Raw genomic sequence first — 14519 nt, 5'->3', positions numbered from 1 at the left:
AAAATTTGTTATAATTTTGTAGTTCAATATTTTATGGTGGTGAGCGAGAACTGTTTTCATTGTGGTCAAGGTATAGAAAAAGAGAGAATTTTGTTTGACGAAAGGACTTTCTGTTGCAATGGCTGTAAGTCTGTCTATGAAATTCTGAATACTAATAATTTAAGCAATTTTTATGAGCTTAATAAGGGGGCAGGAATCCGTCCTAATGATGAGAATGCCACCCAGTTCGATTATCTTGACACTCCCGAAATCTTTGAAAAAGTCACTGATTTCTCTGAAGGGAAAACCAGTCTTGTCACATTTAAAATTCCCGTAATACATTGTTCTTCATGCATATGGCTACTGGAAAGCCTTCATACACTGAATGCACATATTAACTATTCTCAGGTCAACTTTACCAGAAAGACCCTGCAGATCTCATTCAACCACAACGATCTGAAATTAAGCGAACTAGCTAATTTTTTAACTAATTTAGGATACAAGCCTGTTATCAGCCTTGAAACTGCTGAAAAAAATGTAGATCACTTAGACAAATCCCTTCTGGTAAAATTTGCGATTGCCGGATTTGCCTTTGGTAACGGAATGTTTCTTGCCTTTCCGGAATATGTTGGCGGTGAAGATTACTGGATGGAGCATTACAAAGGACTCTTCAGGGTACTGATGTTTTTACTGGCCTGTCCGGTGGTATTCTATTCTGCTTCAGACTACTACAAATCCGCATGGTACGGACTGAAAAATGGAATTGTCAACATTGATGTTCCCATTGTACTTGGAATTTTCGTTCTTTTCGGAAGAAGCATCTACGAAGTGGCAACGAATTATGGTCCCGGGTATTTTGATACACTTTGCGGTCTTCTGTTCTTCATGCTGATGGGGAAAATTTTCCAGAAAAGGACGTACAGCGCTCTTTCATACGACAGAGATTATAAGTCTTTTTATCCCATCGCTGTAACAAAAGTAGACTTTGAAGGAAAACAGGATAATATTCTACTTTCACAGATTAAAGTTGGGGACAGAATACTCGTTAGAAATCAGGAAATCATTCCGGTAGACGCTATTCTCATCAATGGGGAAGGAAATATCGATAACAGCTTTATCACAGGGGAAAGTGAAAGCATCAGCAAACAACCTGGGGACAAAATATTTGCCGGCGGAAAGCAGATTGGCTCCTCGCTGGAACTTGAAGTCATCAAAGATGTGGATCAGAGTTACCTTACCCAGCTTTGGAACAAGGAAGCCTTTAAAAAGCACGAAACCGGTCTGGATACTCTCACCAACAGCATCAGTAAATATTTCACATTCATTATTTTAGGGATCGCGCTTATTTCAGGAATTTATTGGGCATTTATCGATCTGGAGAAAATGTTCCAGGTGATATCAGCCATACTGATCATCGCCTGCCCATGTGCACTTGCGCTATCTGCTCCGTTTACTTTCGGCCACATTATGAGGATTCTGGGCAGAAATAAGTTCTACGTAAAAGATACGTTAACCATTGAGAAAATTGCTAAACTGGATACCATTGTTTTTGATAAAACGGGAACCATTACCCACAGAAAAAAATCAAATATCAAATATCAGGGCAATGACATCAAAGAATTTGATTTACTGAACCTTAAAACGCTTTTAAAGAATTCCAACCACCCACTTTCAAAATCACTGTACGAGTTTATAGAGGTTAGCGATGACTACTTTCCTGTAGAACACTTCAGAGAAATTTCCGGAAAAGGCTATGAAGCCACCATAAGAGGCAGCGTTTATAAAATCGGATCTGCCCGCTACAACCAACAGGAGCCAAAAAACCTTGAAACAGCGGTCTACATTAGCAAAAACGACGAGTATCTGGGAAAATTTATCTTTAAGAATGAATATCGTCCAAAACTGAAAGACCTGTTTAAAAAATTAACAGATTACAAAATATACATCCTCAGTGGAGATAATTCCTCAGAAGAAAACCAGCTTAAAGAACTCATTCCGAATTACGAAGGAATGGCATTCAATCAAAGCCCGGAAGACAAACTGAATTACATCAAAAACCTCCAGGATCAGCATAGGAAAGTGGCCATGCTGGGAGACGGACTCAATGATGCAGGAGCTCTGAAGCAAAGTAACGTAGGAATAGCGATCGCAGACGATACCAACAGTTTTACGCCTTCCTCCGACGTCATTATGAATGGGGAAAAAGTGGTAAGTCTGGATGACTATCTGAACGTTTGCAAAGGCTCTATCACTATTGTGAAAATGACATTTATAATCAGTTTTTTATACAATATCGTCGGTTTAAGTTACGCTGTTACAGGCCATATGCATCCCCTGTTTGCTGCTATCATTATGCCAATCAGTTCGATTACAGTAGTTACCTTTACGACACTTTCAACCTGGATTTTAGGTAGGAAATATTTCAAAAAACAGGCGTAAAAGCCCTTATTTAGACTGATTTTAAATTAGCTGAAATCGGCATTTCGTGATGAATGTCATTATTTTTCACTAAATTTGAACCCCGAAAATAGGTTAATTTTGTTGTCCAATGGATATTCTATATTTAATGATCCTCTGCAGTGTTTCTTTGGCTGCGATTTTCTTGGTCGTATTTATAGTGTATGCCCGGAAAGGACAGTTTGAAGATGATGAATCTCCGGCTGTCAGGATTCTTTTCGATGATGAGAAAATCAGAGAAAATAATGATCCCGGCGACAAGGATAAAGACAAAAAAGAAACAGGAGAAAATAATAAAAATTGAGAAAAATAGTGAATAGTTGATATGGAAACACAAAAGTTTAGTTATGACAATAGTATTGTCCGTGCGTTCCTCTATGCGACCATTATCTTTGGTTTCATAGGATTTACGTTCGGGCTTACGGCGGCATTAATGCTTTTCTACCCGGAATTACCTGAATTCTTATTCGGTACAGATGACACAACCATCAGAAGTTTGTCATCCGGTAATATTCAAGGGTTAATAAACACTCATGGTGCATTTGGTTTTGGTAGAATCAGGATGTTGCACACCAATACGGTAATCTTTGCATTCGTATGTAATATCGTGTATGTAGGAGTATATTACTCTACCCAAAGATTATTAAAGACAAGAATGTACAGTGATACATTATCTTGGATTCATTTCTGGACCTGGCAGTTTATGATCGTTGCTACGTTCATTACGTTCTTTATGGGGATCAATACTTCAAAAGAATATGCTGAACATGAATGGCCGATCGATATATTAATCGCTATCTCCTGGATTATTTTCGGGGTAAATATGATTCTTACCATTTCAAAAAGAAGAGTAAGACACCTTTATGTAGCGATCTGGTTCTATTTGGGTACATGGGTTGCAGTAGCTATGCTTCACATTTTCAACAACCTTGAAGTTCCATTATCATTCACTGGCTGGAAATCTTATTCTGCCTATGCAGGAGCAAAAGACGCCATCGTACAATGGTGGTATGGTCACAATGCAGTAGCATTCGTATTGACTACTCCGGTTTTAGGATTAATGTATTATTTCCTTCCAAAAGCAGCAGACAGACCGGTATTCTCGTATAAACTGTCTATTATTCACTTTTGGTCATTAATCTTCGTATATATCTGGGCTGGTCCTCACCACCTTCAGTATACCGCTCTACCGGCATGGGCACAGGCAGTAGGAACAGGGTTCTCTATTATGCTTATTGCACCATCATGGGGAGGAATGCTAAATGGTCTTCTTACCTTAAGAGGAGCATGGGATAAGGTGAGAGAAAATCCTATCCTTAAGTTCTTCGTTGTAGCAGTTACCTGTTATGGTATGGCAACATTTGAAGGACCATTATTGGCAACTAAAAACATCAACAAAATTGGTCACTTTACAGACTGGGTTATCGGTCACGTTCACTTAGGAGCTCTTGGATGGAATGGTTTCATGGCATTCGGGGTTATCTATTATCTGGTACCGATTATGTGGAGAACAAAAATGTGGTCTGTAAAATTAGCTAACTGGCATTTCTGGTTAGGAACATTAGGAATTATTTTCTATGCAGTACCAATGTATATCTCAGGATTCACACAAGGATTAATGTGGAAGCAATTCAACCCGGACGGAACCTTACTATGGAAAAACTGGTTGGATACGGTAACGGCGATTATTCCTTATTTCAAAATGAGATTCTTAGGAGGACTGTTCTATATTTCAGGGGCAATCTTAATGATCATCAACGTAATTGCTACGGTAAGAAAAGGATCATTCCAGAAGGAAGTTCCTGCAGAAGCACCTGCATTGGCTAATATCGGAAACAAACGTAAAGAAGGAGAAGGATTCCACCTTTGGTTGGAAAGAATGCCGATGTTGCTTACTGTATTATCATTGTTTACAATTTCCATAGGAAGTATGGTAGAGATTATCCCTACCCTATCCCTTAAGAAAAGTGTGCCTACCATTTCGGCAGTGAAGCCTTATTCTCCGCTTGAACTAGAAGGTAGAGATATTTATATCCGTGAAGGATGTAATGCATGTCACTCGCAGATGATCAGACCGTTCAGAGATGAGATTGTAAGATTTAACGGTAAAAACGGACAATACTCCAAAGCAGGAGAATTCGTATATGACAGACCATTCCTATGGGGTTCTAAGAGAACAGGACCGGATCTACATAGAGAAGGGGGTAAAAACCCAAGTTCTTGGCATTACAAGCACATGTATAATCCAAGATCTACTTCTGCAGGTTCCATCATGCCTCGTTATCCTTGGCTGATCGCTACCAACTTAGACAGAACTAAAATGGTAGACAAAATGAAGCTGATGAAAGGAACATTTGATGTACCTTATACAAAAGCGGAAATTGATTCTGCAGACAAGTGGGCAGATAATCAATCAGCAAGAATTGTAAGAGATATCTTCTCTGAAGCTAATGACCTTAAAGAGGCATATGCTAAGAGACCTAAAGGAGAACTGGAGAAAAAAGAGATTATTGCTCTTATCTCTTACCTTCAGAGATTGGGAACTGATATCAAAACAACTGAAATCAAAACAGCGAGTAATAACTAAAAACATTAAAAGGTTCATATGATTCCTCAGAACTTTAAAGATATATTATCCAATACGGAAAATGCTGGCTTCTACCAGACTCTGGCTCTTATTTTCTTTATGCTGTTCTTCGTAGCTTTGATAATCTATGTTTTTAGCAAGCCTAAAAAATATTACAAAGAAGAAGAAGAGGCTCCTCTGCAGGATGATGAAGATGACGATTTTAATTTAAAAAATTAAACTATTTTTATGAAACAAAGAACACCTGTTGTCGTAAACATCTTAATAATAATCGGACTTTTAATCGTTTTTTATTATTTGTTTGTACAAAGCTATGCGTTCCTGGCTTCACCTTACTTCTGGGGAACCGTTGTGATCGCGGGGATCTTAGCCTACATCCACAGTGCTATCGGAGATCTGATTGAAAACAATAAGTTCAAAAAGCTATCTCAGGAAGAAAAAGCAGCTTATATCGCAGAAAAGAAAATTCCTTTCTTAAAAAGAATGTATGCTGCAGCATTCAAAAAGCAATCTGAAACCGAGGAGAAAGACATCCTTATCGACCACGGTTTTGACGGGATTATGGAGTTGGATAACCAATTGCCAAAATGGTGGGTAGGTTTATTCTATTTTGGGACCGCTTTTTGTATTGTATATATCGCTGCGTATGCTTTCACAGACTTTGCTCACCCATTGAGCGAATATGAGAAAGAATATAAAGAGCAGATGGCAAGTATTGCAAAATACGAAAGTGAGCAGCCTCCTGTAACCATTGAAACAGCAAAGTATTCAGCTGACAACATTGCAGAAGGTAAAGAGTTATTCAAAACAAACTGTGCATCTTGTCATAAAGAAGACGGTAGTGGAGGTATCGGACCGAACCTGACAGATAATTACTGGATCAATATGCCAGAGAAAACTTTATTCAAGAACGTATTCCATATGGACTGGAATGGTTCTCCTACCAACCCTGCGATGAGAGCATTTGGTAAAAATGGGGAAGTTTCCGGTGCAGAGATTGAAAAGATTGCAGCTTATGTATATCACATCAATCAGGAACAACCGCCAGTGACTCCGGCTCAGGGAGGAGCAGCTCCTCAGGGAACCGAGGCACATTGGGAAAAAGAATAATTTAAAAAATTAGAAACATATGAAAAAAACATAATTTGTTATTACAGTAAAATAGTAACGAATTATGTTTTTTCTTTTTTAAACATATTACAACATGTCAGACATAGAAGAAATAGAAGTACGAGGCGGACAGGGACAGGTTCTGGACCCTGAAACTTACAGAGATTCTATAGGGACAATGGAGCAATCCGGAAAAAGAAAATGGGTATTTCCAAGAAAACCAAAAGGGAAGTATACCAACTATAGAAATCTTGTAAGCTATGTTTTATTAATCATTTATTTTTCGCTGCCATTTATCAAAATCAATGGCAACCCGCTCTTATTGTTTAATGTAATAGACAGAGAGTTTTTCATCTTTGGACAGCCTTTTTATCCACAGGACTTTTTTATCCTTACTTTAGGTGCTATTGTCTCACTGATCTTTATTATTGTTTTTACGATTGCGTTCGGAAGAATTTTCTGCGGGTGGATTTGCCCTCAGACAATTTTTATGGAATCGATTTTCCGTAAAATAGAATATCTGATTGAAGGAGACAGAAATAAGCAGATGAAGTTGGACAGACAGGAGTGGAATGCCGAAAAAATCTGGAAAAGGATCCTGAAATGGTCAGTTTATATTATTATTTCACTGATCATCACGCACTTTATGTTTATGTATATCGTGGGCTATGAGGAAGTCTTAAGAATTGTATCTGAAGGGCCATTTGCACACCCAACCAATTTTATTGTGATGATCCTTCTTACCGCAGCATTTTATTTCGTATTTGCGTGGTTCAGAGAGCAGGTGTGTACCCTGGTTTGTCCTTATGGAAGACTTCAGGGCGTTTTGATCGACAAAGACACCATCAATGTATTCTATGATTTCAAAAGGGGAGAAAACAGGTCGAAATGGAGAAAAGGTGAAGATAGAAAGGCAGCGGGTAAAGGAGACTGTATTGATTGCCATCAGTGTGTAGTCGTTTGTCCTACTGGAATTGATATCAGAGATGGTCAGCAGCTGGAGTGCGTCAACTGTACAGCATGTATTGATGCCTGTGATGAAGTGATGGAAAAAGTGGGACTTCCTAAAGGTTTGATCCGGTATGCTTCCGAAAATGAGATTGAAAAAGAAACTCAATTTAAGTTTACAGGCAGAATGAAAGGTTTCTCAGTTCTTTTATTCCTTTTGGTTGGGTTTCTGGGATATCTTCTATACAGCAGAGGTGAAATGGAAGCTAAATTCATTAAGCCTGCAGGAAGCACATTCTTTGTAAGAGACGGTAAGATTACCAACACCTACAATTATACTTTCCTTAATAAAACAAACGAGAAGAAAATAGTTACCATAAAAGTAATTGAACCCTCCCATGGAGAAATTATCTATAGTGCTTCCAGCAAAATTCAGGTAGACCGCGATAAGATTTCTAAGGGAACCATTAACATCAGCTTCCCGGAAGACGAAATGAAACTCTCCAAACAGAATATCACCATTGGGGTATACGATATGAAAGGTAATCTCATAGACTCCTACCAAACGTATTTTGAAGGACCATTTAAACTACAATTTTAATTAAAAAGAATGAAGAACTTTAGCTGGGGACACGGTGTTGTACTTGCATTATTTGCTTTTATAGTTTTTATATTATCTATGTTATTTCTTTTCCCGAACGGGCAAAAGAATTCTGAAATGGTAACGGATAATTATTATGAAGAAGAATTACAATACCAGGATGTAATTGATGCCAAGAAAAGAGCTGATGATCTACAGGAAAAACCTGTCTACAGTCAGGATAAAAGTGGAATTAAAATCACTTTCCCAAAAGATTATAACAACTCAAATACTACGGTAAAATTTGTTTTAAACAGAACCGACGACCAGAATTTAGATATTAAAAAATCGGTGCAGCTTGATGCTGCGCAGTCTTTCATCATCCCTGCTCAGGTACTGAAGATGGGGAATTATACCTTAAGGCTCAATTGGGAGAAAGACAAGACAAGCTACAGAATGGATTATGACTTGATATGGAAATAGGACTTCTTGTATCGGCTATTGCTTTAGGCTTTGCTTCCGGTTTTCATTGTATCGGAATGTGCGGACCTATTGCTTTATCGATGGGACTTACAAAGAAACAGGCGGCCAATTTTTACCTCCAGAATTTGACCTACCAGTTTGGAAGAATATGTACGTATTCTTTGCTTGGAGCTCTTCTGGGAATCATAGGCCAGGGATTTGAGATGGCAGGCTTTCAGAAGTATCTTACTATTACAGCTGGTATTCTGCTCATCATTATGGCCGTATTTTCTTTTGGAGGAAAAGATTTTGCTTCAAAAATTCCTTTCCTTTCAAAGTTTTTGTATTCTGTAAAATCAAACCTGGGAAGACTGCTGCAGAAAGCAGATTACCGTTCCAGATTCAGTACAGGGATCCTGAACGGGTTTTTACCCTGCGGAATGGTTTATATGGCTCTTACTGCCAGCCTAGCATCTGGCGGAATATGGCAGGGAGCTTTATATATGGCTTTATTTGGTTTGGGAACCCTTCCTTTCATGTTTGCTGTAGTTTTAGCCGGAAACCTCATGAATCAGGCTTTCAGAACAAAAATTTTAAAAGCCGTTCCGGTCATCATGATTATTTTAGGAGGATTATTTATTCTCCGCGGTCTTGAGCTGGGAATTCCTTATGTTTCTCCAAAGGCTGAAGCTATGACCATCTCGAAAGATCCCAACGGGGCTGTAAACTGCCACTAATTTTTATGACATTAGCCATGAAGAAAATGATCGTCTTATTTCTGATAGGTTTGTTTACATTGCAATCCTGCAGTGTGAGCTCTGAAATTACTTATCATAAAGACTCCTCCTCTACTTTTGTTACCGATATTGATACCCGCGAGTTCATGTCAGAAATGCAGGCAATGACCCCCGATTCTTTGAAACAAAAAGAATTTGGAGAAATTGACAAACTCCCAACGGTCTGGACAAGTCTGTATGATCTCGAGAAACGCGAGGGAAAAATAAAAACCCAGCATCCGGATACAGTCAGAATCATGAAAAAGATCTTCATGAAATCTAAGCAGGATGACCGGAAACTGGTCGGCCTTTCTTTTAAAATGGACCATTTCACGGCAGATGATCATCAAGTTCTTAAAAATTATAATAAAAGAGAAAAACTTCCCCTGGACCAGAACATTTACAATGCCTGGGACGGCAAAACATTAACCATCGACACGGAAAACTTTAACCTCAGGAATATAGAGGAAACTCTTCGCTCTAAAAGCTCAAAAGAAGGAACAGAAAAGATAGAAGGGATGATGATGATGTTTTTCAAAGAGATCGGAACCACCCTGAAGTTTGATCATAAAATCAGAACGATTACAGGAAAACATGACTGGCTGAAACAGACAGATGAGTATTCGGTAAAGATAGATTATGATCTAAAGACTCTTTATGACAAGGAAGCAAAGTTGAAGAATGCTGACAAAAAAATTGTTATCACCACTGAATAAATATCTCAGCCTGTTTCCGAAGCTTACTCTTAAGAAATTTCTCCCTTAAATACATAAAAGCCTCCCGTCGCTTGACGGGAGGCTTTCAATACTATATCAATATCTTTTAGTTGATCATATCAAATCTTGCATATTCTGCTATCTTTTTCGGAAGCTTAATGCCCTCTGCGGTTTGGTTATTTTCAAGCAGCGCCGCCATGATTCTTGGCAATGCCATTGCCGATCCGTTCAAGGTATGAACCAATTGAGATTTACCATCCGCTTTATAACGGCACTTCAATCGGTTAGCCTGGAACGTTTCAAAGTTTGATACGGAGCTTACTTCCAGCCACATTTCCTGAGCAGCGCTCCACACTTCAAAGTCATACGTCATTGCAGCAGCAAAACCTGTATCACCACCACATAGCCTTAACACTCTGAATGGCAGTTCAAGGTCTGTCAGAATTTCTTTGATATGTTCTACCATCTCTTCCAAAACAGCATAAGAATTTTCAGGTTTTTCAATTCTTACGATCTCTACTTTTTCAAACTGGTGAAGACGGTTCAATCCTCTTACATGAGCCCCATAGCTTCCTGCTTCTCTTCTGTAACACTGAGAGAATGCAGTATTTTTTATAGGAAGCTCTTTTTCCTCAAGCAATACATCACGGTAAAGATTGGTTACCGGAACTTCTGCTGTAGGGATCAGATACAACTTATCTTCATTAATGTAATACATCTGCCCTTCCTTATCAGGCAGCTGTCCTGTACCAAAACCGGAAGCTTCATTCACCACGTGCGGCGGATTTACTTCCGTATATCCTTTATCTACGTTTTTATCTAAGAAATACTGAACCAAAGCTCTTTGAAGCCTCGCCCCCTTTCCTAAATACACAGGAAAACCGGCACCGGCAATTTTTACTCCTAGTTCAAAATCAATAAGGTTGTATTTTTTTGCCAGCTCCCAGTGCGGAATAGCCCCTTCACCAAGACCCTCTACCGGGTGAGACTGGAAAATAATTTCGTTGTCATCAGCAGAAGCTCCGCTTTTCACCAATCCATTCGGAATATTGGGAAGCTGGTACAAGATATCCAGTAAAGCGGTTTCTTTTACCTCTAACTGAGCTTTCAATTCAGAACTCGACTCCTTGTATTGTGCTGTTTTAGATTTTGCCGATTCCGCCTCTTCTTTCTTTCCTTCTTTCATCAAAAGCCCGATTTCTTTGGAGATTTTGTTGATCTCGGAAAGCTGGGAATCTAGTTCAAACTGGATTCTTTTCCTTTCTTCGTCAGCAGCGATAGCCTCGTCCACCAACTCAAGATTTTTGAATTGTCTTTTCTTAAGACCTTCTAAAACGCGTTCTTTGTTGTCGCGCAAAAAATTGACTTGTAACATTTTATTTAGATGTTAAATATTAGAAAGTTAGCATCAATACACTAACAATTATGCAAATTTAAAAAATTATTTTACGATAGTCACCGTATTGATAGAATTTGGAGCATCAGCATTTTTTGAAAATACCGTTTTCCCATCATACAATACTTTTGAGACCTGAAAAAGTGTAGGGGTATTTCTATATTGAATTTCCAGTATACCTTCAGTTTCCTGAACCAGGGAATCGACTGTTTTTCTTAGGGTAAGTTGCATCCGCGAATGATAAAAATTTCCGGTTCCTGGATTATCAGGACCTGTAGAATCGGATCTTATTCTTTTCGCTCCGGCGATATACTCCATATAAAAGAGTGAATCTGTAGTCATCCTGAGAGGTATCGTAACAGGAGAGATATCTCTGGTTCCAAAAGCATCATTTACAGAGTACGAAATGTAGGACCCTTCTTTTTTGCTGTTTAAAAGATCTGGATTGGTATCGCTTTTCATATAGATATTCATGATCTGATCAATTCTCTGCAAAGACTCCTCATCACTTTTACAGCTTAAAAGTGTGCAGATAACAGCCAATAGTCCAAAAAGAATGCTTTTCATAACGCAAATATACTTTATTTCAGCCTTCTAAGATAAGCGAAAAATGAAAACATCATTAAAAATCCGATAATTGTCAAGGTAATTCCCAATGCAACAGCCATTCCCACAATATCATATCTGGGAACCAGGAAATACGAAAAGCCGGTTAAAAGAAGTAATGAAAGACTGGAGAAAAAAGTATTTCTTTTCATCAGGCCGACTGCCGAAAGCATATTCCCGTACAAATTCCTCAGGAGCATACTTCCACAGAATACTCCAAGCAGAAGAACGAAAGTAATGGCATTGTCTACATACTGCTCTCCAAAAAAAAGCTGTATAATGATTTTGCTGAGAAAACTGCCCACTGTGAATATTACAATAGTAATCGGAATAAAGATCTTATAGTAGTTGATGATATAATTCTTTAAAAAAGTCCTGTCCCAGTAATTTTTAGCCAAAACAGGATAATCGCTCTGCATAAATGAAAGGGCAAGGAAGGTGATATTGGCAGGAATAAGCATGGCCACCTTGTAATTGGCTACCGCGGTTTCATTCCTGAAATAGTTTAGCAGTAAAATATCTGCCGAAAAAAAAGCATCAGAAAGCAATGCGGTAACGGAGGCATGCAGGGCAAAACTCCAGATCTCTTTTTTAGTAAACCGTAATCTGTAATTCTTCACCTTCAATATTGGCTTTTGATACCAATACAACGATAGAAAAGGTGCAACGGCATTGGCAACCAGGTATCCATAAAGTCCCCAGAAATAGGAAAAGACAATCATCATCACAAGCCCGGAGATATTAACAACATTATTCACCATCGCAAATTCCTTGTTTTTCAAGTAGATGCGACGCTCAGACTGCACATGGCTCAGAAAATATACACCAACAAGTCTGATGGTAAAGAAAAGAAAGATATAAAAGATGTAGTAATAGTGCGAGACATAGAAAAATGACAGGAAGAAAAAGATCAGGCAAATCATCAGATGGTTAACAAATCCTTTTTTGAAAAGGTAAGCTGACAATTCTCTTTTATCCTCTTCAGAATTGCTTAAGGATCCGAACCGGATCAGACTTTGAGCGCTTCCCAGACCACTGAACGGTGCAAAAATGGCAAAAACAGATGCTACAATGCTCAAAATTCCGAATTCTCTCTCGGGTAAAATCCTGATCATAACCAGGGAGCCGGAAAAAGCACATACTTTCGCAATCAGCAGGGAAAGAAAAACATGCTGTCCTTTATTGGCAAAAAAAGCCCTGATAAAATCCTTTAAACTTTTCATTTCAGCCTGATCAGAGTCATTTTAAAGTGGTTGAGCATGTATTTGTAAATGAGACAAATTGTTGATAAGCAGTACTAAATTCTTTTGCAATAGCCGGTTTTGAGAAACCATTTTCAACATAATGATGCAATTCAGCCGGAGTATCCGTTCTGTGCACTCCCATCAGCATATTTTTCATGGCTTTGTACAGTTCTTCTTCAGACTTATCAATCACAATTCCATGGTTATTGCTGATCATCTCAGGAATTGCTCCAACCCGTGTGGCAATGACCGGAACACCTGAAGAAAGGGATTCCAGAAGCACACAAGAGAAACTTTCATAATCGCTGAAAAGGACAAAACAATTACTTCTCTTCATTTTTTCTGCAACGTGCTGATAGGAGATCTCACCAAAAGTTTTGATGAACTCCTGAGCATCTGACTTTTTAATTTTCGCATTCAGTCTTTCCACATCACCATCTCCACCAATATGAAGCTCAAAACCGTTAAACTCCTTTCTGAGCCTGACAGCAGCTTCGATGATCATATCGGGGTTTTTAAGCGGAATAAGATTAGAAAGATGAAGGAATGTAAAAGGTTGGTGACCAGAAGCATCTGAAGGAACAAAAATATCTGTATCCACTACATTTCCAACCACCTTGAATTGGCTGCCTATTTTCAGTTCCTTCAAGTTCTCCATCAGAATCTTACTCACTGGAAGAAGGCACGAGGCCCTGTTGGCGATATATCGTGCTACAATTACCTTTGTAAAAGAAAGTTTCTGTCTGTTTACCTTGAGGAAACCCGACCAATGCTCTGACACCACAAATGGAATCTTATATTTCTTTTTTATATATACTGCAAAAAGCATGGTATTCTGCAGTATATTGGCATGGACAAGGTTTGGTCTCTGCAACTTAAGAAATCCCAGTTTATAGGCCTGCATTCTTCTTTTAAAATTCAGAACAGGATTTCCGGAGTTTTTGTAATACACTATAAGGGTCCTTATCCCGTTAATGATCTGATCATCAGATATAAACTCTTCTCTCTGTGTAGAATCTCCTATGGCATGTAATATTTCCACATCATGCAGCAGCGATACAGCCTCTGCATGGCGTTGCACAAAATTACCATTTGTGGGTTCAATTTTGCTGGGAAACCATGAGGAGATAAAGAGTATTTTCATTCAGATTACTTTATAGAAGCAGCCCAGCTTTTCTCTAAAGGAAGAAGAAAGTGACTTAAAAAGTCAAGATACGTATTTTTAGAAAAGTCAAAAACCTGGATATCATTGGTAAGCTCACCATTTCTCAGCTTGGCTTTAAAATCCTGAAGCTTTAGGGTTTTCACCTCTCCGTTCTCTACAAAACTCGCTTTCATTCTGTCAAAAAGTCCCAGCTGGTATTCCTCATCAATTTCTCTCATTATTTTACCTAAGGCATCAATACTGCAGCCTGACGCCATTTCTTTTTCTTCATCTACGCAAACCACAATAAACTGGTTCTTTTCGATTTTAAAAGAAGAAGATAGCGGTTTTCCGTGTGCTGCCCAGGTGGCCAGAAAATCAAACAGTTTTTCGGTAATTGCTTTTGCCTCTTTCGTTTCAAAAGGTCTGGAGGCAGGGTATATAATAACTCTGTAGTCGTTGGTCTCTACGATATTTGATTCTTCGATTTTCATATCCTATAATTTAAGATGTA

Annotated in this window: 14 protein-coding genes; 9 read left to right on the top strand and 5 right to left on the bottom strand. The window is 38.6% G+C overall.

What is annotated here, in order from left to right:
- Positions 1-39 precede the first annotated feature (39 nt).
- The 9 genes from DRF67_RS07915 (at position 40) to DRF67_RS07875 (ending at position 9615) form a co-directional block, all read left to right on the top strand.
- Positions 40-2418 (top strand): heavy metal translocating P-type ATPase, encoded by a 2379-nt coding sequence (locus DRF67_RS07915; RefSeq protein WP_115927860.1) that lies wholly within the window; start codon positions 40-42, stop codon positions 2416-2418.
- A 109-nt stretch (positions 2419-2527) separates the two neighbouring features.
- On the top strand, positions 2528-2740 hold the full coding sequence (gene ccoS, locus DRF67_RS07910) for a cbb3-type cytochrome oxidase assembly protein CcoS (protein ID WP_115927757.1): 213 nt from the start codon (positions 2528-2530) through the stop codon (positions 2738-2740).
- A gap of 21 nt (positions 2741-2761) precedes the next feature.
- Positions 2762-5023 (top strand): cytochrome-c oxidase, cbb3-type subunit I, encoded by a 2262-nt coding sequence (gene ccoN, locus DRF67_RS07905; protein WP_115927756.1) that lies wholly within the window; start codon positions 2762-2764, stop codon positions 5021-5023.
- 18 nt (positions 5024-5041) lie between these two features.
- Complete coding sequence (locus DRF67_RS07900; RefSeq protein WP_115927755.1) at positions 5042-5242, top strand: cbb3-type cytochrome oxidase subunit 3; 201 nt, start codon at positions 5042-5044, stop codon at positions 5240-5242.
- 9 nt (positions 5243-5251) lie between these two features.
- Positions 5252-6133, top strand: a complete 882-nt coding sequence (locus DRF67_RS07895; protein ID WP_115927754.1) for a cbb3-type cytochrome c oxidase N-terminal domain-containing protein — start codon at positions 5252-5254, stop codon at positions 6131-6133.
- Positions 6134-6227: 94 nt separating this feature from the next.
- Positions 6228-7682 (top strand): cytochrome c oxidase accessory protein CcoG, encoded by a 1455-nt coding sequence (gene ccoG / locus DRF67_RS07890; protein ID WP_115927753.1) that lies wholly within the window; start codon positions 6228-6230, stop codon positions 7680-7682.
- Between the two features lie 9 nt (positions 7683-7691).
- Positions 7692-8144: a FixH family protein gene (locus DRF67_RS07885; protein ID WP_115927752.1), complete on the top strand. Its 453-nt coding sequence runs from the start codon at positions 7692-7694 to the stop codon at positions 8142-8144.
- On the top strand, positions 8135-8860 hold the full coding sequence (locus DRF67_RS07880) for a sulfite exporter TauE/SafE family protein (RefSeq protein ID WP_115927751.1): 726 nt from the start codon (positions 8135-8137) through the stop codon (positions 8858-8860). Before DRF67_RS07885 ends, DRF67_RS07880 begins: the two co-directional genes overlap by 10 nt.
- Before the next feature lie 5 nt (positions 8861-8865).
- Positions 8866-9615: a hypothetical protein gene (locus tag DRF67_RS07875; protein WP_228435760.1), complete on the top strand. Its 750-nt coding sequence runs from the start codon at positions 8866-8868 to the stop codon at positions 9613-9615.
- 106 nt (positions 9616-9721) lie between these two features.
- On the opposite strand, the gene serS is transcribed toward DRF67_RS07875, so the two are convergent.
- The 5 genes from serS to DRF67_RS07850 all read right to left on the bottom strand — a co-directional run bounded on the left by serS (position 9722) and on the right by DRF67_RS07850 (position 14499).
- Positions 9722-10990, bottom strand: coding sequence for a serine--tRNA ligase (gene serS / locus DRF67_RS07870; RefSeq protein ID WP_115927749.1), 1269 nt, complete (start codon positions 10988-10990; stop codon positions 9722-9724).
- A 66-nt stretch (positions 10991-11056) separates the two neighbouring features.
- Complete coding sequence (locus tag DRF67_RS07865) at positions 11057-11578, bottom strand: hypothetical protein (protein WP_115927748.1); 522 nt, start codon at positions 11576-11578, stop codon at positions 11057-11059.
- 14 nt (positions 11579-11592) lie between these two features.
- On the bottom strand, positions 11593-12840 hold the full coding sequence (locus DRF67_RS07860; protein WP_115927747.1) for an oligosaccharide flippase family protein: 1248 nt from the start codon (positions 12838-12840) through the stop codon (positions 11593-11595).
- Positions 12841-12856: 16 nt separating this feature from the next.
- Complete coding sequence (locus DRF67_RS07855; protein ID WP_115927746.1) at positions 12857-14005, bottom strand: glycosyltransferase; 1149 nt, start codon at positions 14003-14005, stop codon at positions 12857-12859.
- 5 nt (positions 14006-14010) lie between these two features.
- Positions 14011-14499 (bottom strand): hypothetical protein, encoded by a 489-nt coding sequence (locus DRF67_RS07850; RefSeq protein ID WP_115927745.1) that lies wholly within the window; start codon positions 14497-14499, stop codon positions 14011-14013.
- Between the last annotated feature and the right edge of the window lie 20 nt (positions 14500-14519).

It is taken from the genome of Chryseobacterium pennipullorum, assembly GCF_003384725.1.
Taxonomy (GTDB): domain Bacteria; phylum Bacteroidota; class Bacteroidia; order Flavobacteriales; family Weeksellaceae; genus Chryseobacterium; species Chryseobacterium pennipullorum.
The sequence above is the reverse complement of the archived record's forward strand: the minus strand, read 5'-3'. Positions and strand labels throughout refer to the sequence as shown.

What these genes read in the sequence shown, in the direction of transcription:
- ccoS (WP_115927757.1), top strand. Translation starts at nt 2,528, where the DNA reads ATGGATATTCTATATTTAATGATCCTCTGCAGTGTTTCTTTGGCTGCG.
- ccoN (WP_115927756.1), top strand. Translation starts at nt 2,762, where the DNA reads ATGGAAACACAAAAGTTTAGTTATGACAATAGTATTGTCCGTGCGTTC.
- DRF67_RS07900 (WP_115927755.1), top strand. Translation starts at nt 5,042, where the DNA reads ATGATTCCTCAGAACTTTAAAGATATATTATCCAATACGGAAAATGCT.
- DRF67_RS07895 (WP_115927754.1), top strand. Translation starts at nt 5,252, where the DNA reads ATGAAACAAAGAACACCTGTTGTCGTAAACATCTTAATAATAATCGGA.
- ccoG (WP_115927753.1), top strand. Translation starts at nt 6,228, where the DNA reads ATGTCAGACATAGAAGAAATAGAAGTACGAGGCGGACAGGGACAGGTT.
- DRF67_RS07885 (WP_115927752.1), top strand. Translation starts at nt 7,692, where the DNA reads ATGAAGAACTTTAGCTGGGGACACGGTGTTGTACTTGCATTATTTGCT.
- DRF67_RS07880 (WP_115927751.1), top strand. Translation starts at nt 8,135, where the DNA reads ATGGAAATAGGACTTCTTGTATCGGCTATTGCTTTAGGCTTTGCTTCC.
- DRF67_RS07875 (WP_228435760.1), top strand. Translation starts at nt 8,866, where the DNA reads ATGACATTAGCCATGAAGAAAATGATCGTCTTATTTCTGATAGGTTTG.
- serS (WP_115927749.1), bottom strand. Translation starts at nt 10,990, where the DNA reads ATGTTACAAGTCAATTTTTTGCGCGACAACAAAGAACGCGTTTTAGAA.
- DRF67_RS07865 (WP_115927748.1), bottom strand. Translation starts at nt 11,578, where the DNA reads ATGAAAAGCATTCTTTTTGGACTATTGGCTGTTATCTGCACACTTTTA.
- DRF67_RS07860 (WP_115927747.1), bottom strand. Translation starts at nt 12,840, where the DNA reads ATGAAAAGTTTAAAGGATTTTATCAGGGCTTTTTTTGCCAATAAAGGA.
- DRF67_RS07855 (WP_115927746.1), bottom strand. Translation starts at nt 14,005, where the DNA reads ATGAAAATACTCTTTATCTCCTCATGGTTTCCCAGCAAAATTGAACCC.
- DRF67_RS07850 (WP_115927745.1), bottom strand. Translation starts at nt 14,499, where the DNA reads ATGAAAATCGAAGAATCAAATATCGTAGAGACCAACGACTACAGAGTT.